Here is a 19398-nt window from a genome sequence, read left to right on the forward strand (position 1 = left end):
CGTCACCGTGCGAGTGCCCGTCACCGTGCGAGTGCCCGTCACCGTGCGAGTGCCCGTCACCGTGCGAGTGCCCGTCACCGTGCGAGTGCCCGTCATCGTGCGAGTGCCCGTCATCGTGGGAGTGCCCGTCATCGTGGGAGTGCCCGGTCGGGACAGTCGTGGGGTGGCTGCTCAGCGCGGCGGCCAGGGCGGGTTCGGGCAGCATCTCGACAGCCGGAACCTGCAGTGCCCGCGCGGCCCGCCAGCGCGGGATGGCCGCACGCAGCATGGCGGCCCCGATGCCGGCGACGAGGAGCCCACTGGCCACCCCGAGCCAGCGGATCACCTGATCCCCGGCGAGCGAGCTCGACAGGGAGATGGCCAGGCCGAGGACCAGCACCCCCACCGTGTGCGTCGCCGTGACGGTCGCCCCCACGGCGATCGCGTCCCGGCTGCGCCCCCGGCGGGCGGCCAGGTAGGCGGCCATCACCGTCTTGCCGTGTCCGGGGAGGAGCGCGTGGCCACAGCCCAGGAGCACGGCCAGCAGCACGGCCAGCCCACCCACCAGCGGCGTCAGCCCCCGGTCGCCGATGAGGTCCTCGAGCCGGCGGTCCAACCCCGCGACTGCGTTGGTGAACGGATCACCGGACCCTGCGGTGATCGCGGTACCCGACCCGGTGTTGGTGCCCGGCTCGGTCTGCACCGTGAAGCCGCGCACGTCCACCGGCGAGGCCAACAGATCCACCGGGTACTGCCGCAGTTCGTCGGTGACGCTGTCCACCGGCACCGGCGAGTCGATCAGTCGGACCCCGTCGCCGTCCGCCGTCATCTCCCGCCAGCCCACCCGGTCGGCGAGGTAGCCGTCCTCGACCGTGACCGTCGCCGCGTCGTTCAGCGCGGCGTCCGCCTGGAAGTGACAACTCAGGCGCAGCGTGGGCAGGCCACCCGCCCCCGGACGGGTCTCCATCGCGGTGTTCTCCACCGTCCAGGTCAGTGCCGTGCCGTCGACGGTGACCTGGACCGCTTCGGCAACGTCGGCGCAGTCCGCGGCGGCCGCCGTCGCGAGTTGGGCTGCCGTCGGGGACCCGTCGGGCGCGACGCTCTGCAGCTCCTGGGCAGTGGGAATCTCGGCGCGGTCGAGAATGGACGTCAGTTCCACCCGGTCGGGCTTGAGCTGGACGTGGTCGTAGTGGTTGACGGTGAAGTTGCCCAGCGGATGGGCCTGGGCCACCCCGGGCGTGACCGCCCAGAGCGCGCCGGCGCTGATGGCGACGGCCAGCAGCCGACCTCCCCTCACCGTCGTCCACCCAACGAGGCGAGCAGCTCCTCAGCGCGCGGAACGTGGAGGGGAGAGAAGTAGGGGTTGGTGTCCAGCGCGGTGCTGAGCGTGGTCCGGGCCTGACCCGTCATCCCGAGGGCGGCCTCGATCGCACCCCGGTGGTAGAGGAAGAGCGCATTCTGTCCGCCGATGCCCGTCGCCTGCTGGGCCAGCGGCAGCGCCTCGGCATCGCGACCGGCACTGTGCAACGCCCAGGCCAGCGCGTCCTGCGAGTCGATGTTCTGGCGCCGGCCGTACTCGGCCTCTCCCGCAGCAACCGCGGCCGCCGGATCGCCGTGGTCGGCCGCGAACTGCGCCGTCGTCAGATCGTCCTGCACCCCGCTGGCCGCGAACAACGTCTGGACCGTACCGACCAGGGCGAACTGCTGCTGAGCCTCGGCGTCCCGGCCCAGGGACTCCAGGTACTCGCCGAACTCGACGAAGTACGCGGGCAACGGACGCTCGTCGACGACCGACTGGAAGTTCTCGACCGCCGCGTCGCTCTTCCCGCGGGCGGCGAGCACCCGGGCCTGGCCCAGCAGGAGCGTCGGCTCACCGGGGTCGGCTTCGAGGCCAGCGTCGTACTGCGCGGCAGCCTCGTCCAGATCGCCGGTGGAGAAGGCCAGCGCGCCCAGGTAGGTCCGGCAGTAGGCCTCGTCGCTGTCACCCTGCGCCGTCTCCAGGGCCTGCTCCAGCGCGGAGCGCGCGTTCACGAGGTCGCCGTGCAACTCGGCGTCATAGGAAGCGCGGGTGAAGGACGCGATGCCGGGCCTCAGTCTCAGCATCCGCTGCAGCGCGTCCGTCGCCCCGGGATAGTCGCCGAGCTGTGTGCGGGCATCGGTGAGCACACCCCAGGCCGTCGCGCTGTAGGGGTTGAGCTGCACGGCCTGCTCGCCGAACGCGGCAGCCCCGGCGAAGTCGTGCCGGGCGTTGGCCAGCGCGCCCTGGCCGATCAGCGCGGTGTCGTTGCCGTCGGGGTGCAGGGTCAGCGACTGTTGCAGTGCGCCGTCCGCTTTGTCGTAGTACGTGGGATCGGCGGTGATCCGAGCCCGCTCGACGTACGCCGACCCCAGCTGAGCCCAGGTCGTGTAGTCACCTGGCACCTGTTCCAGTCGCTGTTGGGCCGCGGTGATGGCAGCCACCAAAGGGTCGACCGCCGGCCCGGCGGCCTGCTCCTGCCCGGCGACTGCCTGCTTGTCGAACTGGACGGTGTAGAAAGCCGCGGCCGCGGCCACGAGCAGCAGGCCGCCGGCAACGATGGAGGCGACCGCTGTCCGGGTGCGCACGATCAGACGTTCGGCTGGTTGCCGGCCGGCGCCGTCATACCGGCGTCCGCCCGCTTGTTGGTCTCTTCCAGCGAACGCGCCATGTTCAGCGTCGTCCGGACGACGAGGTTGTCCCGGTAGGAGCGGGCGGTCTCGTCGAAGCTGCCGGTGCAGGTGATCAACACGAGTTCGGAGTCACTGACCGGGGCGTAGACCCGCTCGGCCGGAAAGGCGTCCTTGGGGTACTGCTGGCTCTCGGTCACCGTGAAGACGGCCACGGTGTTGTCGGCCCGGGTGACCAGCACCTCGTCACCGACCGCCAGGTCGCGCAACCGGTAGAAGACCGCCGGCCCGGTGTAGTCGTCCACATGCCCGGCGATCAACCCCGGCGGGCCCTGCGGGTCACCCGGGAAGTTGCCGCCGGTGAACCAGCCGGCCTTGGTGAAGTCGACCGGCGTCTCGAGGGTGCCATCGCCGTTGAGGCCGAGGTTGACCAACGAGGTGCTCACCTCGATGGCCGGGATGTCCACCTGGACCGGCGCCATGTGGGCCAGCGCGCCGGCGGCCGGCGTTGCGGTGTCTCCGACCGATGTCGAAGGCGCGGCGGCCGCGGAGCGTGCAGGCTCGTCTGAGCCGCCGAAGAAGAAGGCGCCGACGAGAAGACCGACGACGAGGGCTGCCACGGTGGGCAGCAACCAGGCCGGGAGGCGACGCCGACGGTGCGGGGCATCGCTCTCGTCGGCCTGCTCCAGCTCTGAGTCGAGGAAAGCCGAGTCGTCGCCGGAAGCGTCGTGCGAACCGTACGAGGGCTGGTCAGGGGTGTTGCCGGCCACAGGGGCTCCTTCGGTCTGCTGCCTCTTCTCCGCCCCGAGCTCCGGGGCGGAGAAGGATGAGGGTTCGTCCGTGAGGTGTGGCCGTGGGGTGCGGCGGTGGACACCGCCGCACCCCAAGGCCGTTGGAACGGGTCAGACCTCCGAGGTGACGGAGACCTTCCGGCGAAGCGTACGACTGCGCAGCAACGATCCGGCACCAGCTCCCAGGAGCAGGAGCGCGGCCGAGCCGGTCAGTGCCGGGATCAGGGTGTGGTCCAGACCACCCTCACCGGTCTCGACACCGCCGGTCGGGTAGCCACTGGCGTTACCGCCGCTGGCCACCGGTGCAGTGCTGCCACCGTCGGTACCGCTGGTACCGCCCGTGGCCGGGGGAACCGGCTGGGGGTTGCCGTCGCCGACCTGCGCGCCACCGTTGACGGCGCCCTGGTTCGGCAGGGCCACGTACGGGAACGAGTTGCTGAAGCCAGGTCCGTTCTGGTTCACCCCGTCGCCACCCTTCAGGGCGTCGAAGGCGCCCTGTCGGTCAGCCGGGATGTTGTTGATGTCCGAGATGCCCTCGAGGGCGAGGATCTCGATGTCCACGACATCGTCGCCGAGACGACGCCCGTTCGGGAAGCCCTGGAAGTCCCCAGCGAGAACCCCGAGGCGGCTCGGCGAGGCGGTCACCGGGGTGCTCATGTTCAGACGCAGCATCTCCGACAGCTGGAAGGGCACCGTCGAGCCGGTGTTCTGGGCCTGCGAGTTGAGCGCGACGTTGATCGGGTTGTCCGTGTCCGGATTCCCGTCGATGTCGACCTCGGCGTTGGTGGTGATGCCGCTGAGGAAGATCTCGGCGATGTCGAAGCGGTTCGCGTCGTCACGGGTGGTCTTGTCACCATCCGTGCCGGGCGCGGTCACGCCGTAGATCTCCTCGATCAGGTACGGCAGCTCGGGGTTGATCACCCGGTCGACGACCGCGGGCACCGTGGCGTCCACCGACGGATCGATGGCGTTGAAGGTGTCCTTCAGCGCCGCGGGGATGACGACCTCGTTCACCAGCGGCTGACCGAGACGCGACACCTGCACGTAGTCGGCGTTGGGGTCCACCGGCGAACCGTCGGCGTTGCGCGCACCCGCCCGGGACGTGGTGCTCCACACCCCGATCACCGGGTTGTTCGTGGCGTCACCGGCGATCGCCAGCTCGGTCTTGGGCACCTGCAGGGCGATCGTGTTCACGTTGTAGCCGGCGAGGGTGTCCTGGCCGGTCTCACTGAGGTCGCCTCCGTAGAGGAGGTCGAACACCCGCAGGTCGAGGAAGAACGAGTCGTCGGCCTGTGCGGCGAGCGTCTGACCGCCACCCGGGAGGTCGGTGATCGCCTCCTCACGGAGTGCGTTGTAGTCCGGCATGCCGGCCGGGCCGGTGAACGACGGCGCAACCTTGACACCGGAGACAACGGGGGCGAATGCAGCGCCCTCGATGCTCACCGACAGGTCGTAGGTCTGCTTGAAAAGCAGGTTCGCGTCGTCGAGGGTCGTGACCTTGCCATTGTTGTACAGGAAGGTGTCGTTCCGCGGGTCGGATCCGTCACCCCGGTCGTCCTGGGTGGAGAACTCCCACCGGTAGACGATGTCGGCAACGGCGTCACCGTCGTTGTCGATGTTGATGTCATACGCGGCGCCGGTGGCCCAGGGGTAGAAGTTGGGGCCGCCGTTGGGCTCCTCGAAGGGCGTCCAGTTGCCGATCAGGGTGACCGTGTCCGGGTTTTCCGGGCTGGAGAACGCGTAGACGTCGGTGTTGTCGACGGCCGGGTCGGCCGCGATGAGCGGTGCCTCGCGGTGGCTGGAGGCCAGGGCCGCGGTGGGCAGCAGCCCGATCATGGCCGAGCCGGCGAGCACACCACCCGCGGCGAGCAGGGCCGTGGAGCGTGCACTCCGGGCCCGCACAATGCTTTCGTACATGAACATGCGTTGTCCTTTCGCTGCCGTCCCACACGGGAGGCGATCACCGACATGACGTCGCAGTCAGCCGGTGAAAGGAAATCACCAGACGGTCGAGATGCTTGTCAGGAGGACAGTGGAGCCCCGTTGCCCTGCTGCGACGTGCACAAAGCTAGCGGTAAATCACAGCGACCCGAACAACGTTCGCGCGTCTCGTGGGGAATGTCTGCGAATCGGCTGGGAATAAATTTGATCATGACAAACGGCAGTTCAGCTGCTCGTCACCTGTCGCCGAGAAATCAAGTCCCGCCCGCTCGGCAATGCGCGCAATCGCCCCTTCTGCCCTTTTTGGTCCCAGGCACATCATCTGCAACAGCAGTTACCGCGGCGGCGTGGCGCTCGCTCCTGGCCGCCGACCCGAGGAGTCCAGCGGCGCCTCGGTGGGTGCCGAGGCGCCGCGGTCGGCCCACGATCAGACGTTCGGCAGATCGTCGGCCGGGACGGGCTGCCCGGATGCTGCCCGCTTGTTGGCCTCCGCGAGCGACCTGTCCATGTTCAGCGCCGCCCGGACGACGAGGTTGTCCAGGTAGGACCCGGCTTCCTGGTCGAAGCTGCCGGTGCAGGTGACGTGCACCAACTCGAAGTCGGCGACCGGGGCGCAGACCTGGTCGGCCGGGAAGGCGTCCTTGGGGTACTGCTGGCTCGGTCACCGTGAAGACGGCCCCGGTGTTGTCGGCCCCGGTGTTGTCGGCCCGGGTGACCTGCACCCCGTCGCCCACGGCCAGGTCGCGCAGCCGGTAGAAGACCGCGGGACCGGTGTAGTCGTCCACGTGCCCGGCGATCAGCGCCGGGGGACCCGAGGGGGGTCTGCTGGGTGGTTCCTGCCGGTGAACCAGCCGACCTTGCTGAAGTCGACCGGCACCTCGAGATGCCGTCGCCATTGAAGCCCCAGCTCGACGAGGGGAACTCACCTCGATGACCGGAATGTCCACCTGGACCGGCGCGGCGTACGTCAGCGCCGCAACTCTGGGAGACGCGGACGCCGGCGTGGTGGTGGTTGTGGTGGGTGCGGCGCGCACCTGTGCGGCAGCGGAAGCCTCGTCCGCGCTTCCGAAGAGCAAGCAGCCGACCAGCAGACCGACCACGAGTGCGGCGACGGCGGCCAGCGGCCAGACCGGCGGGCGATGCCGGGAGGGAGCGCCGACCGGTTCGTCGTCCTGCCGCAGCTCCGACTCCAGGAATGGAAAGCTGCCGTCAGGAAGGTTGTCGTTCGGGCGGGTGCGGGATCGTTCGGGCTGGCGAAGGCCACGCCGGTTCCTTCACGGCTTCCCGCACCTCGTCGGGAGGAACTCGCGGCAGAGACGCAGTGATGGGGTGCAGCAGCGAAGGCTGCTGCACCCCATCACTGGTCGGGCCGGTCAGACCTGGTGGCCACCGGCGTTGTTCTTGCGGCGCAGCGAGTGGCCGCGGATCAGCGAGCCAGCACCGGCCCCGAGGAGCAGGAGCGCTGCCGAACCGGTCAGCGCCGGGATGAGGCTGTGGTCAAGGCCACCCTCACCGGCATCGACGCCACCGACCGGGTAAGCACTGACCACGTTCTGCCGACCGTTGGTGCCGGCAGAGCCGTTTGCAGTCGCGCCCCAGTTGCCGACACCCGAGTTGAGGCTACCGGAATTGCCCCATCCCGAGTTGTGATCCCCGGAGTTACCGCTTCCCGAGTTGTGGTTGCCCGAGTTGCCACTTCCGGAGTTGTGGTCACCCGAGTTGCCGCCATCCGAGCCCGAGGCCGGCGGGGTCACGGGCGTGGTCGGCGGGGTCACGGGCGTGCCGTTGCCCTCGGGGGTATCCGTGCCACCGGCGCCGGTGCCACCGCCCTGGTTGACCGCCTGGGTGTTCGGGCCGGCGATGTAGGGGAAGGTGCCACTGAAGGCGTTGTCGTTCGAGTCCACCAGATCACCGCCCTTGAGTGCCTCGAAGGCAGCCTGACGATCGGCGGGCACGGCGTTGACGTTGTAGATGCCCTCGAGCGCAAGGATCTCGATGTCGACGACGTCGTCCGCCAGGCGGCGACCGTTCGGGAAGCCCTGGATGTCGCCGCCGACGACCCCGAGCCGGCTGGCCTGCTCGAGCGGCTGGGTCTTGCCCTCAGCGTCGGGAAGGCTGGTCGGAGCGGTGATCGACATGTTCAGCCGCAGCATCTCCGAGGGCTGGAACGCTGCCGGGTCGGCATCGGCGTTGTTCGCCTGGGAGTTGAGGTCCAGCGGGATCGGGTTGTCCTTTGCGCCGTCCCCGTCGTTGTCGTGCACGTCGACCTTGGTGGTGATCCCGGTGAGGAACACCTCGAAGAGGTCTTCCCGCGGAGTCGGCGGCGCCGGGATGCCGTAGATGGCCTCGATCAGCTTGGGCACCTCCGGGTCGAGCACCCGGTCGACCACGGCGGGCACGGTCGCATCGACCGACGGGTCGATGGAGTTGAACGTGTCCTTGAGACCGGCCGGGATAACAACCTCGTTGACCAGCGGCTGACCGAGGCGGGACACCTGGGTGTAACCCCCGGAACCCTCGGCTGCCGTGCCATCGGCGTTGCGCAGGTTCGGCCGCGTGGTCGTGCTCCACACCCCGATGACCGGGTTCTTCGTCGCATCGTTGTTGATGGCGACCTCGGACTTCGGCACCTCAAGCACGATGCTGTTGACGTTGTAGCCGGCCAGGGTGTCCACCCCACGCTCGGAGAGGTCACCGCCGTAGAGCAGGTCGAACACCCGGAGGTCCAGGAAGAACGGGTCCTCGGTCTGGGTGGCCAGCGTCTTGCCGCCGCCCTTGACCTCGGTCTCCGCGGGCGTCCGCAGGTGGTCCACGTAGTCCTGGGAGGACCCCATGCTCGCCGGCCCTGTGTAGGACGGCGACACCGGGCCCTTGGCGATCGGCTTTCCCCAGGTCTCGCCGCCGTCCTTGCTGACATCGAGGGCGAAGTACTGCCGGAACAGCAGGTTCTCGTCGTCCAGTGAGGTGACCGGGCCGTTGTTGTAGAGGAAGGTGTCGCCGTCGCGGAGGTCCTCGGTGGTGAACTTCCAGCGGTAGGTCAGGTCGGCAATCGCGTCGCCGTTGTTGTCGATGTGGATCAGGTACTCGGCGTCGTCGGCCCAGGGGTAAAAGTTGGGTCCCCCATTGGGCTCCTCGAACGGGATCCAGTCGGCGATGAATGTGACGTTGTCCGGGTTTTCCGGGCTGGAGAACGCGTAGACGTCGGTGTTGTCGACGAGCGGGTCGCCCAGGATGAGCGGCGCCTCGCGGTGGCTGGAGGCCAGGGCCGCGGTGGGCAGCAGCCCGAGCACGGCGGAGCCGGCGAGCAGCCCGCCCGCTGCGATCAGCGCCGTGGCCCGTGGGCCCCGACGCTGGAGGATCCCTTGATTGAGCATGAGCCTGCCTTCCCTCCTCCGCCCCCGGGGCGAAGTGATCACCGACATGTCATCGCAGGGAGTGCGGAGGGCAGAGCCGCGGAGCAGCGACGGACGGGTTCGTCACGACGATGCGCCGAGGGAGTTCGTTGTCCACCTGCGAGTGAGCGAAATGTAAGCGGCGTCTCGGAGCCGCCGCGCCCGTCGGCCGCAAGAAGAGGCGCCACGCCAGCGCGTTGACTCCGTTCCGTGATGCCTGTGCGACAGATGTGTCTGCAGTGATGAGATTGTATGCAACCATCGGGCGCCCACCGTCCCGCTGTGCTATGCGCGGGCTCCACAAGCGGTCGGCAGCGCCTCGGTGACCCCCTCGACCGCCACCGGCCACGGGACGTCCAGCCCCTTGCGTCGAGGCGGTACGGCTGCAGTACGGCGGGTTCCCCCCTGGCGCACGGCGCGGGTGATCCTGTCCTCCCGATAGCCCAGGGAGCGCGACACGGCGCCGAAGCGGGGTTGTCGGTGAACGCCGAGGTGGTCGCCGATGCCGCCCCCAGCGCCCTGAGGGCGACGGCGAGCACCGCGACCCGCGCGCCGGCCCACGCCCCGGCCCTGGTGCGCCCGTCGCAGCCACGGCCCGGTGTCGACCTCGTGCAACGCGGCGAAGTCGGCTGCCGCGACCGCTTGGGCCGAACACCTCGCCGTCGGTCCACGAGAACAGGAAAGGACATCCGCGCGGGGTCGTGCACCCGCCGGCCGCCAGCGCGGCCAGTCGCCCGAGTTGGTCGTCGCCGCGAAGTCGCAGCTCCAGCCCGTCCACCCGCAACCGCAGCGCCGAGGGGGCCCACCACCGGTCCACCACCCCATGGCCCCCAGGGCGTGCAGCGAGTTCCTGCCGGCCGGGCAGGTCAGGCAGGGCTCAGCGCACGAAGGGGGGCTCGCCGGTCTCGCTCACCATCGGCCGGCCGGCGGCCTCCCAGTCGCCCATCCCACCGCCGACGTTGACCGCGTCGTAGCCGTTCTGGTTCAGCCAGGCCGCGACCCGCGCGGACCGGCCGCCGCCGCGGCAGGTCACGTAGAGCGGGTCGGCGTCGGGCAGGTCACCGAGGCGCGCGGGGACGTCCCCCATGGCGATGTGGGTGGCGCCGTCGATGTGGCCGGCGACCCACTCGTCGTCCTCGCGGACGTCGAGCACGACGGCGTCCGCGGGCACCTCGGAGGCGGGCACGGTCGGGACCTGCTGCGGCATCGTCACGCACTCCATCGTGGCACGCACGCACGGCGGTCGACACCGCTGCCAGGATGGGCGGTGATGCACCCTCCCCCGCCGGGCCCGGTCCGCGAACCCGCCTGGTCGCTGTCCCGGTCGGCCATCGGTCTGTGGCTCGCCCAGGGCGTCCTCGGCACGGCGGTCTGGGCCCTGGCCGGAACCGCCTTCCTGGTGTTCGTCCCGGCGGACGCCGGCTGGGCGGTGCGGGTGCTCCGCTGGCTGGGCCCGGCCCTGGTCGTCGGCTACGGCGTCGTCGCGATCGGCGTACGGCCGCGGCTGCGCTACCGGGTGCACCGCTGGGAGGTCACCGACGAGGCGGTCTACACCCTGACCGGCTGGCTGACCCGCACCTGGACCCTGGTCCCGGTCTCCCGCATCCAGACCGTCGACGTCACCCGCGGGGTGGTGCAGCAGCTGTTCGGCCTGTCCACGGTCGTGGTGCTCACCGCGTCCTCGCAGGGCACCGTCCGGATGCCGCACCTGGAGAGTGACGTCGCCCGCCGGGTCGCCGAGGACCTCGCCCGCCGGGCAGAGCTCGTCCGGGACGAGGCGACGTGACCGAACGGTCGCCGGTCCTGGACGTGCCGCTGGGCCGGCCCGCTCCCCAGCGCACCTCCCCGCGGGTGCTGGCGGTGCACACCATCACCTTCCAGCAGGCCCGGCGGCTGGTGCCGGTCGCCCTGGCGGTCATCGCCGGCACCGGCCTGGACGGTGGCCGCCGGACCGTGGTCGCCCTGGCGGTCGGCGTGACCCTGGTGTCGCTGGGCAGCGCGACGCTGTCCTGGTGGCGGTTCGGCTACGCGATCGGGAACGGCGCGGTCGTGGTCACCCGGGGGCTGCTGTCCCGTTCGGTGCGCACGGTGCCGCTGGACCGGGTCCGTGGCGTCGAGGTCGAGGCGCCGGTGCTGCACCGGGTGTTCGGGCTGGTACGGGTGCGCATCGACGCCGCGGCCGGGGCGGTCGGCAACAAGGACGAGGAGCTGGTCGTCGACGGCCTCCGCCGCGAGGACGGCGACCGGCTGCGGACCGCGCTGCTCACCCGCCGCGGCCACCCGGCTTCCGGCGTCCCGGCCGGCGACGCCGCGACCTCCGCCGGGCCGCCGGCTGAGGAGCCCGAGGAGCTGATCAGCCGCTTCGACAACCGGTGGCTGCGATACGCGCCGCTGGTCGGCGGCTACCTCGCCGTCCCACTGGCCGCGGTGGGAGCGCTGGTCCGGATCGCCGACGAGCTGCCCGACCGGTTCGTGCCCGACGTCGGCCGCCCCGACGCCCTCACCGGGACGGTCGTCGCGGGCGCGCTGGTCGCCGCCCTGCTGGTGCTGGTGGTCGGCTCGGTGGTCGGCGCGGCTGTGGTCAACTGGCGGTTCCGGCTGGTGCGCCGGGGCGGCTCGCTGATCGCCGTCCGCGGCCTGGTGACCCGCCGGCACACGGAGCTGGAGATCGACCGGATACGCGGCTGCACCGTCACCGAGGGGCTTGGCATGCGGTTGGCCGGTGCGGGCCGGGCCAGCGCGCTGGTCACCGGCCTCGGCGACGCCACCCGGCGGGGGCAGCTGCTGCCGCTGGGCCCGCGGACCGAGGCCTGGGCGCTGAGCGCCCGGCTGGTCGAGGACCCCGGGCCCCTGCGCGCCCACCCGCCGGCGGCCCGGCGGCGCCTGGTCGTGCGTGCGGTCCTGCCGGGCCTCGCCGTCCTGGCCGCCGGCGCGGTGCTGACCCCGACCGTGGGCTGGTGGGCCCTGCTCCCGGCCGGCGCGGCGCTCGCCGTCCTCGGTGTGCCGCTGGGCCTGGGCCGCTACGCCGCCCTCGGGCACGCCGCCGGGCCGCACTCCCTTGCGGTGCGGGCCGGCTGGCTGGTGCGCGAGCACACGGTGCTGCAGCGGCGGGCGGTCCTGGGCTGGCAGGTCCGGCAGAGCCTGTTCCAGCGCCAGGCCGGGCTGGCCACCGTGCTGGCCTGCGTGGGGGCCGGCAGCGGCGGGTACGCCGCGTTCGACGTGGCCGCTGACGAGGTGGCGGGCTTCGCGCGGGCGGCGTCGGGCAGCTGGGTCGTGACCCTGCAACCGCCCCCCTGAGCCGGTCGGCTATCGGGCGATCAGATCGCGCAGCGCCTTGACCACCTCGGCGGCGCCCTCCTCGGCCATGAAGTCCCGCACGACACCGTGCGGTGGTCCAGGTCCGGCGCCCAGGCCCGCCAGAGGGCGGCCGCACCGGCGGAGTTGGTCGCCAGGCTCACCGACCGGGCGATGAGCTCCGCCCAGGTCGCCCGGCTGCACGCCCGCAGCGCAGGCAACCCGTTCCTGGTCCGGGAGCTGGTCCGGCTCTACGGGACCGACGGGGAGGCGGCGCTCCGCACCGTGCCGGCCGGCGTCCGCGACGTCCTGCGGCGCAGCCTGGTCCAGCTCCCCGACGCCGCCCGGATGCACCTGCGGCTGGCCGCCGTCCAGGGGTCGGACGTCGACCTCGACGTGCTGGTCCGCCTCGCCGGGGACGAGGAGGCGGTGCTGGGAACCCGCAGCGGTGGTCGGCGTCCTCCGACGTCCCGGCGATCTGGACCGCCAGGAAAGGAGCTGCTCGCCGTGACGGCGGGGGCCCGGGGGCCGATGACCTTCGAGGTGCTCGGGCACCTGGTCCTGGTCCAGGCCCGCTCCGCCCTCGCCGACCTCGCCGCGGCCGACCGGCACGCCGCCGCCGAGGCGCTCGCCGACCGGCACGGCCTGCCGCTGGTCGGCGTCCTCACCGACTGGTACGCCGCGCTTCGGCTCGCGGTCACCGGGCGGACCGACGCGGCGCGCGCGGCCTACCGCCCGGCTGCCGGCCACCGGGATGTCCGGTCTGGCGGCCGGGCTGCTCCCCCTCGCCCTGCTCGGACTCGACGCCCTGGCGCTCCGGCCGACCGCCGTCCCCGGGGCCGACTCGGGTGCGCACGAGGGCTGGGTCCGCCCGCTGGTCCTGCTCGGCCAGGGCGATGTCGACCGGGCCCGCGCCGCGCTGGCGGAGCTGCCGGACTCCCCGCACGACCTGCTGTTCGAGGCCCGCAGCTGCCTGCTCGCCACGGCGGCGGTGTGGGTCGGCGATCGGCCGCGGATGGAGCGCCTGCACACCCAGCTGCTCCCGGCGGGGACGAGCTCGCCGGGGCCGGCAGCGGCCTGCTGACCCTCGGTCGACGGCGTTCCACCTGGCCCGGCTGGCCGGCGCCCTCGGCCGCGCCGACCAGGCGGCGGGCACTTCCGGCGGGCAGCGGAGGTCGCCGACCGGGCCGGCGCGCCACACCGGGCCGCCGCGGCCCGGAACGCCCTGTCCGAACGACGCGACCCGCGGGCGAGCTGAGGAGCTGCGATGCCGATCGACGCCGAGGACCTCGAGGCGCCGAGGTGACCCGCTGGACGGCACGGCTGGGCTGGGCGGCTGCACCATCAGCACCGCCAGCTGGCCGGGTGTGCGGCCTGGATGGCCGCCGAGCTGGGCATCGCCGTCGGCTGAGTTCCGTGCCGATCAGCCGCCGAGCAGGCCGCCCAGCAGGCCGGCGGCCGCGTCGGGGGCGTCCCCGGCCAGCAGGCCGGCCGCGGCCAGCACGTACCGGGCGTCGACGACCACCCGGCTGCCGGCCAGCACCCCGCCGGCGCCGCCCCGGTCGCCGGCCAGCCGGTCGACGACGGCGGCCAGCGCCGCGGGGGCGGCGTGCCGGAAGACCCCGCCGGAGAGCACCACCAGGCCGACATTGCGGGCAGTGGCCCCGCCCGGGCCGAACGCCGCCTCCGCCCGCAGGTGCCGGCGCAGCGCCACCACCGCCGCGGCCTCTCCCCATGCCAGCGGGTCGTCGGCCGGGTCGGCCAGCCCCTCGGCCCGCGCGGCGTCCCGCAGCGCCGCGGCGCTCGCCGAGACGCCGAGGTCGCCCTCCACGGTGCGCCGGGCGGCGGGGACGCCGACCGCCTCGCGGCGCAGCGACACCTGCTCGGCGTCCACGCCCGGCACGCAGTACACGTCGGTGGTCGCCCCGCCGACGTCCAGTACCAGCACACCGGGGACGTCGGCGTCCGCCCGCAGCGCAGCCAGCGCGACGACCCCGTCCAGGACGGCGTCCGGGGTCACCGCGCGCACCCACTCCCGCAGCCGCGGATCGGCCGACAGCCGGTCGCCGCCGATCACGTGGCGCAGGAAGACCGCGCGGATGGCGGCGCGGGCGGACTCCGGGGCCAGCTGGCCGATGTCGGGCAGCACGTTGCCGGCCTCGGTCACCGCCACCCCACCGGCGCGCAGCACGGCCGCCACCTGCTCCCGGACGGCGATGTTGCCGGCCACCACTATTGGGACGGACCGGTCCGCACCGGCCAGTGCCACCGCGTTGGCCTGCAGCACGGTGGCGTCTCCGCCGTCGGTCCCCCCGACCAGCAGGACGACGTCGGGCCGGGCAGCGGCCAGCTCGGCGAGCCCGACGTCGTCCAGCCGCCCGGCGGCCACGTGCACCACCCGCGCGCCGGCGGACAGCGCCGCCCGGTGGCCGGCCTCGGCGCTGATCAGCTCCTCGTAGCCGACCACGGCCAGCCGCAGCCCACCGCCGGCGCTGGAGCACGCCCGCACCGGCGCAGCCCAGCCCGCAGTCGCGGCCAGCACCCCGGCCACGACGTCGTCCGGGGTGGTCGGCGCCTGCCGGGTCGCCAGCAGCGCTCCGCTGCTCGGGTCGACGAGGGCGGCCTTGGTCCAGGTCGACCCGATGTCGACGCAGACGAGCCGGTCGCCGGTCATGCCCGGTCCAGCCCGGCCGTGGCCGCGCCGGCGGTGAGCGCCTCGAGGCCGATGGCCCGCTCGGCGCCCCAGACCAGGAGGTCGGGGGTCATCGCGTACGGCTCCAGCCCAGCAGCGGCCCGGCGCCGCGGTCGACCAGCGCCCCGGCGGTGCACCCGCCGGGGTGACCGGTGGCCCCGAACAGCACGATGCGCACAGACATGTCCCGCACCCAACCACCCGCGGTCGTCCGTCCCCGTCCGAGGCCGCCTGGCGCGCCGCTCTTGCGGTGTTCCTGCCGCTCTTGCGGTGCCGCAACACCGCAAGAGCAGGGGGAACACCGCAAGAGGGGGGTGTCTCAGCTCAGTGCGGAACGGCCTTCTCTGCGCCGATGCCGGTCAGCGAGCGCACCTCGAGCTCGGCGTACTTGTCGACGTCCGGCTCCTCCTTGGACAGCTTGGTGCCCAGCCAGCCGAGCAGGAACGACAGCGGGATGGACACCAGGCCGGGGTTGTTCAAGGGGAACCAGGAGAAGTCGACGTCCTGCAGCAGCGACGTGCTCTTTCCGGTCGCCGGGTTGACCGGTGCTCCGGACACGACCGGGGAGAACAGAATGAGCGCGAGGCAGGAGACCAGCCCGCCGTAGATCGACCACAGCGCGCCCTGGGTGGTGAAGTCCTTCCAGAAGAGCGTGTAGAGGATGGTAGGCAGGTTCGCCGACGCCGCGATGGCGAAGGCGAGCGCCACCAGGAAGGCGATGTTGATGCCGGCCTGCAGTGCCAGGATGCCCAGCCCGATCGCAGCCGCGCCGATGACGACCGCAGTGATCCGAGCGACCTTGACCTCGGCGTCCGCTCGGACCTGGCCCTTCTTGATCACCGACGCGTAGATGTCGTGCGCGAAGGACGCTGACGCGGTGATCGTCAGCCCGGCGACCACCGCCAGAATGGTGGCGAAGGCCACGCCGGAGATGATGCCGAGCAGAACCGTGCCGCCGAGCTCGAAGGCCAGCAGGGGCGCTGCCGCGTTGACCCCACCGGGCGCGGCGACGATGTCATCCGGTCCCACCAGCGCACCGGCGCCGTAACCGATGACCAGGCTGAACAGGTAGAAGATGCCGATCAGCCAGATCGCCACCACGACCGAGCGGCGGGCGTCCTTGGCCGTCGGCACCGTGTAGAAGCGCATCAGCACGTGCGGCAGACCCGCCGTTCCGAGCACCAGGGCCAGCGCCAGGGAGATGAAGTCCAGCTTCGAGGCTCCACTGATCCCGTACTGCTTTCCCGGGTCGATGACCGCCTCGCCGCCCTGCTCCGCCGCCCCGCCCAGCAGCGCGGACAGGTTGAAGCCGTACTTGCCCAGCACCCAGAAGGTCATGACCAGCGCGCCGACGATCAGCAGCGAGGCCTTGACGACCTGCACGTACGTGGTGCCTCGCATGCCGCCGACCAGCACATAGAAGATCATCAACGCGCCGACGATCGCCACGACCACGGCTTGCGCACCCTCGCCGGTGAGCCCGAGCAGCAGCGTGACCAGACCGCCGGCGCCGGCCATCTGCGCCAGCAGGTAGAACAGCGACACCGCCAGGGTCGAGATCGCCGCCGCCGTGCGCACCGGACCCTGCCGCATCCGGAACGCCAGGACATCGGCCATGGTGAACCGGGCGGTGTTGCGCAGCAGCTCGGCGACCAGCAGCAGGGCCACCAGCCAGGCGACCAGGAAGCCGATCGAATACAGGAAGCCGTCGTACCCGTTGACCGCGATGGCCCCGGCGATGCCCAGGAACGATGCCGCGGACAGGTAGTCGCCGGAGATCGCCAGGCCGTTCTGGGTGCTCGAGATGTTCCGCCCGGCGGCGTAGTAGTCGGCGGCACTGTTGTTGTTGCGGCTGGCCCGGAAGGTGATCACCAGGGTGATCAGCACGAACACGCCGAAGATGGAGATGTTGACCGTCGGGTTGCCGATGGTGCCGCTGTCGGCGGCGAACAGGTCAACCACGGGTGCGCTCCTCGGACTCTGCGTGCGGAGAGGTCTGCGGGCGGACGTACTCGTGCGCCTCGAGCCGCTCCCGCATCTCGTCGGCGATCGGGTCGGTGCTGCGGGTGGAGTGCCGGACGTAGAGCTGGGTGATCAGGAACGTCGAGACGAACTGGAGGAGGCCGAACAACAGCCCGACGTTCACGTTGCCGAATACCCGGGTGGACATGAGGTCGTGCGCGTAGCTAGACAGCAGCACGTAGAGCAGATACCAGGCCAGGAAGGCCACGGTCATCGGGACGGCGAAGCTGCGGAACCGGCGGCGCAGTTCGGTGAACTCCGGGGAGTTCTGCGCCTCGCGGTACTCCTCCGGGGTGAGCAACCTTCGTTCGGGCTGGGTCACGGCGTCCCTTCACTGTGTGCGAGCTGTGAGTGATCGCGGTCACTTTAGACGGCTCGACCGGCGCACAGGGAAGGCTGGGAGCCCGATCGCGTCCGGAATGTGACGCGGCGTTCTGCCCACTGCCGGTGCCGGCGGAGTTCGGCGCCGTTGCAGGTGGGCCGCGGGCCGGTGAGCTCCGACGCCCGCCCGTGAGCATCGGCGTATGGCTGCCCCGGACGGCGTGTCGGGCAGCCACACGCCGATGATCAACCCGCAGGAGCGGGCGCAGGTACCGCAAACGCATCGCGGACGACGTCCCGGTGCCTCACCAGCAGTCGCCACAACGTCAGCGCCACCACCAGCTGACCGCACCCGGCGACCACGAACACGGTCGGCACGGTGGTCGCGCCGGCGAGCAGCCCGCCGAGCAGCGAGCCGACGGGGATCGCGCCCCACACCAGCGTGCGGTAGCCGCCCTGGACCCGACCGAAGAGCTCCTCGGGGATCAGCGCCTGGCGCAGCGACATGGGTCAGCACGTTCCAGAACATCACCGCTGCCGCCCCGACCGCGAGCAGCACACCCGCGACGTACCGGTCGGTGGTCAGCCCGGCCGCCGCAGTGGCCAGTGCGGCGAGCACCGCTCCGGCGACCAGCACCGTCGTCCGGCCCAGGCGCGCGGCCAGCCGGGCGGCGACGAGTCCGCCGACCACCGCGCCCAGCCCGGAGGCGGTCAGCAACAGCCCGAACCCGGCCTCCCCGACGTCCAGCACGTCCAGCGCCCACAGCACCGTGACGCCGGTGGTCAGCGACTGCAGGCCAGAGGTCGTGGCCGACACCAGGGTCAGGCCGCGCAGGAACCGGTGGCGCCAGAGCCAGCCGACGCCCTCGGCGACGTCCCGGCGGATGCTGGTACGCGCTCCGGACTCGGTCCGGTCCGGCCGGTGCCGGCCGGCGATGGTGCAGACGACGACGGCGGCCAGCGCGTAGGCGGCCGCGGTGGTGAGAAACGGCGCGGCGACGGCGACCGCGAACAGCGCAGCCCCGACCGGTGCGCCCAGGAAGGTCTCGCTGGCGGTCTCGCCCACCGTCAGGAGCCCGTTGCCCCGGTCGAGCTGGTCGCGGCGCACGACCTGCGGCAGCATCGCCCGTGCCGCGCTGTCGTAGAAGGTCTCGGCCACGCCGATGCCGAACGCCACGACGTAGAGAACGGCGAGGGTCGCCGTTCCGGCCAGCGCGGTCACGCCGAGCGCCCCGAGCCCGAACGCCCGGACGGCGTTGGCCGCCGCCATGGCACGCCTGCGGTCGACCCGGTCCACGACGGCCCCGGCCGGCAGGGCGAACAGCAGCCAGGGCAGGAACGCCAGCGTGGTCAGCACCGCGACCAGCACCGGGTCGCGGGTGAGCCGGGCGGCCAAGAGCGGGAGAACGACCCGGGTGATGCCGTCGGCCAGGTTCGACGCGGAGCTGGCGACGAACAGCCGCCGGAACGCCGGGCCGAGGGGTGCGGGCACGACGAGGACCCTGCCACGGCCCGGCCGCCCGACGCCGTCATCCCGCAGGCGGACGCGCGGCTCACCCCCGGGGACGACGACGGGCGACGTTCGGCTCCCTAGGGTCGGCCGTCGGTCACCGGCCTGCTCGGGGTGGCGGGGGTGATCGCGCTGATCGCCGTGGGCAACACGCTGGCCCTCTCGGTCGTCGAGCGACAGCAGGAGAGCGGGCTGCTGCGGGAGCTCGGCCTGACCCGCGGGCAGCTGCGCGGGCTGTTGGCCTGGGAGGCGGTGCTCGTCGCCGGCGTCGCCCCGGTGCTGGGGGTGGTGCTGGGCGGCGCGTACGGCTGATCGGGGCCGCCTCGGTGCTCGGCGAGCTGGGCGACATCGTCCTTGCCGTCCCGTGGCTGCAGGTGGCCGCGATCGTCGTCGTCGCCACCGGGGTGGGGCTGCTGGCCTCGGCGCTGCCGGCCCGGCGGGCCGCCCGCACGCCGCCGGCACCCGGCACCCGGCACCCGGTGCTCTGAGAGAGCGTCTTCAAACTTGTGTGGTTAGTGGTCGGCGTGTGCTGCCGGTGATGTGAGGGAGCTCCTGGTAGGCGGATGGGTGTCTACGCCTCCCGCCCTCACCAGGAGCTCCGGTGTCAGTCTCGCCTGCCTGTTCGTGCGTGTCCTGCCCGACCCATCCCCGGACCACCGACAGCTCGATGAGCTGCGGTTTCTATCCATCCTCGTCGATGACCGACGCCCAATGGGCGGTGCTGGAGCCGGTACTGCCGCCTCCGGCCAGCGCTGCTGGGCGCGGCGGACGACCGGAGAAGCATTCCCGCCGATTGATCCTGGACGCGGT

At 72.1% G+C, this 19398-nt stretch carries 17 protein-coding genes and 1 pseudogene; 6 read left to right on the plus strand and 12 right to left on the minus strand.

Annotation, left to right across the window (positions count from 1 at the left end):
* From BLW04_RS22125 to BLW04_RS22150, 7 genes and pseudogenes are all read right to left on the minus strand, one after another.
* Window positions 1-1276, minus strand: a pseudogene (locus tag BLW04_RS22125) (hypothetical protein); the annotation flags it as partial.
* Window positions 1273-2583 carry a tetratricopeptide repeat protein gene (locus tag BLW04_RS22130; protein ID WP_217631189.1) on the minus strand — a complete coding sequence of 437 codons (1311 nt, stop codon included), beginning with the start codon at window positions 2581-2583 and terminating at the stop codon, window positions 1273-1275. The pseudogene BLW04_RS22125 and the gene BLW04_RS22130, both read right to left, overlap by 4 nt.
* A gap of 2 nt (window positions 2584-2585) precedes the next feature.
* On the minus strand, window positions 2586-3395 hold the full coding sequence (locus tag BLW04_RS22135; RefSeq protein ID WP_091547505.1) for a class F sortase: 810 nt from the start codon (window positions 3393-3395) through the stop codon (window positions 2586-2588).
* A 132-nt stretch (window positions 3396-3527) separates the two neighbouring features.
* Entirely contained in the window at window positions 3528-5339 is a 1812-nt protein-coding gene (locus BLW04_RS22140) for a DUF4331 domain-containing protein (protein ID WP_091547508.1), read from the minus strand.
* 445 nt (window positions 5340-5784) lie between these two features.
* The gene (locus tag BLW04_RS27045) at window positions 5785-5946 is read right to left on the minus strand and encodes a hypothetical protein (protein WP_175484206.1); all 162 of its coding nucleotides are present in this window, start codon (window positions 5944-5946) and stop codon (window positions 5785-5787) included.
* Between the two features lie 784 nt (window positions 5947-6730).
* Window positions 6731-8731, minus strand: a complete 2001-nt coding sequence (locus tag BLW04_RS22145; RefSeq protein ID WP_091547510.1) for a DUF4331 family protein — start codon at window positions 8729-8731, stop codon at window positions 6731-6733.
* 895 nt (window positions 8732-9626) lie between these two features.
* Entirely contained in the window at window positions 9627-9956 is a 330-nt protein-coding gene (locus tag BLW04_RS22150; protein ID WP_217631192.1) for a rhodanese-like domain-containing protein, read from the minus strand.
* Between the two features lie 63 nt (window positions 9957-10019).
* Between BLW04_RS22150 and BLW04_RS22155 the strand changes: the two genes are divergently transcribed.
* Window positions 10020-10535: a PH domain-containing protein gene (locus BLW04_RS22155; RefSeq protein ID WP_091547524.1), complete on the plus strand. Its 516-nt coding sequence runs from the start codon at window positions 10020-10022 to the stop codon at window positions 10533-10535.
* Complete coding sequence (locus tag BLW04_RS22160; RefSeq protein ID WP_254781886.1) at window positions 10532-12046, plus strand: PH domain-containing protein; 1515 nt, start codon at window positions 10532-10534, stop codon at window positions 12044-12046. Before BLW04_RS22155 ends, BLW04_RS22160 begins: the two co-directional genes overlap by 4 nt.
* 9 nt (window positions 12047-12055) lie before the next feature.
* Here BLW04_RS22160 and BLW04_RS27755 read toward each other — a convergent pair whose 3' ends face one another.
* On the minus strand, window positions 12056-12793 hold the full coding sequence (locus BLW04_RS27755) for a hypothetical protein (protein WP_217631190.1): 738 nt from the start codon (window positions 12791-12793) through the stop codon (window positions 12056-12058).
* Window positions 12794-12797: 4 nt separating this feature from the next.
* Here BLW04_RS27755 and BLW04_RS22170 point away from each other — a divergent pair, with 4 nt between their 5' ends.
* Window positions 12798-13127, plus strand: a complete 330-nt coding sequence (locus BLW04_RS22170; RefSeq protein ID WP_091547512.1) for a hypothetical protein — start codon at window positions 12798-12800, stop codon at window positions 13125-13127.
* Window positions 13128-13466: 339 nt separating this feature from the next.
* Here BLW04_RS22170 and BLW04_RS22175 read toward each other — a convergent pair whose 3' ends face one another.
* From BLW04_RS22175 to BLW04_RS22190, 4 genes are all read right to left on the minus strand, one after another.
* Window positions 13467-14717: a glutamate mutase L gene (locus BLW04_RS22175; RefSeq protein ID WP_091547514.1), complete on the minus strand. Its 1251-nt coding sequence runs from the start codon at window positions 14715-14717 to the stop codon at window positions 13467-13469.
* Window positions 14718-15059: 342 nt separating this feature from the next.
* Window positions 15060-16697, minus strand: coding sequence for a solute symporter family protein (locus BLW04_RS22180; protein WP_091547517.1), 1638 nt, complete (start codon window positions 16695-16697; stop codon window positions 15060-15062).
* Window positions 16690-17079 carry a DUF485 domain-containing protein gene (locus BLW04_RS22185; protein WP_091547519.1) on the minus strand — a complete coding sequence of 130 codons (390 nt, stop codon included), beginning with the start codon at window positions 17077-17079 and terminating at the stop codon, window positions 16690-16692. The genes BLW04_RS22180 and BLW04_RS22185 overlap by 8 nt, the downstream gene beginning before the upstream one ends.
* Before the next feature lie 39 nt (window positions 17080-17118).
* Window positions 17119-18570 (minus strand): MFS transporter, encoded by a 1452-nt coding sequence (locus tag BLW04_RS22190; protein WP_217631191.1) that lies wholly within the window; start codon window positions 18568-18570, stop codon window positions 17119-17121.
* A 132-nt stretch (window positions 18571-18702) separates the two neighbouring features.
* On the opposite strand from BLW04_RS22190, the gene BLW04_RS27050 reads away from it, so the two are divergent.
* The 3 genes from BLW04_RS27050 to BLW04_RS22200 form a co-directional block, all read left to right on the plus strand.
* Complete coding sequence (locus BLW04_RS27050; RefSeq protein WP_371327815.1) at window positions 18703-18900, plus strand: FtsX-like permease family protein; 198 nt, start codon at window positions 18703-18705, stop codon at window positions 18898-18900.
* Between the two features lie 14 nt (window positions 18901-18914).
* Window positions 18915-19076: a hypothetical protein gene (locus tag BLW04_RS27055; protein WP_175484209.1), complete on the plus strand. Its 162-nt coding sequence runs from the start codon at window positions 18915-18917 to the stop codon at window positions 19074-19076.
* Between the two features lie 179 nt (window positions 19077-19255).
* A partial coding sequence (locus BLW04_RS22200) for a transposase (protein ID WP_139306963.1) occupies window positions 19256-19398 on the plus strand: 143 nt, incomplete at its 3' end.

The organism is Modestobacter sp. DSM 44400 (assembly GCF_900107175.1).
Classification (GTDB): domain Bacteria; phylum Actinomycetota; class Actinomycetes; order Mycobacteriales; family Geodermatophilaceae; genus Modestobacter.

Bases quoted from the DNA above. Each gene is read 5' to 3' on its own strand.
- BLW04_RS22145 (WP_091547510.1), bottom strand. From the start codon at position 8,731: ATGCTCAATCAAGGGATCCTCCAGCGTCGGGGCCCACGGGCCACGGCG.
- BLW04_RS22150 (WP_217631192.1), bottom strand. From the start codon at position 9,956: ATGCCGCAGCAGGTCCCGACCGTGCCCGCCTCCGAGGTGCCCGCGGAC.
- BLW04_RS22170 (WP_091547512.1), top strand. From the start codon at position 12,798: ATGTCCGGTCTGGCGGCCGGGCTGCTCCCCCTCGCCCTGCTCGGACTC.
- BLW04_RS22155 (WP_091547524.1), top strand. From the start codon at position 10,020: ATGCACCCTCCCCCGCCGGGCCCGGTCCGCGAACCCGCCTGGTCGCTG.
- BLW04_RS22175 (WP_091547514.1), bottom strand. From the start codon at position 14,717: ATGACCGGCGACCGGCTCGTCTGCGTCGACATCGGGTCGACCTGGACC.
- BLW04_RS22140 (WP_091547508.1), bottom strand. From the start codon at position 5,339: ATGTTCATGTACGAAAGCATTGTGCGGGCCCGGAGTGCACGCTCCACG.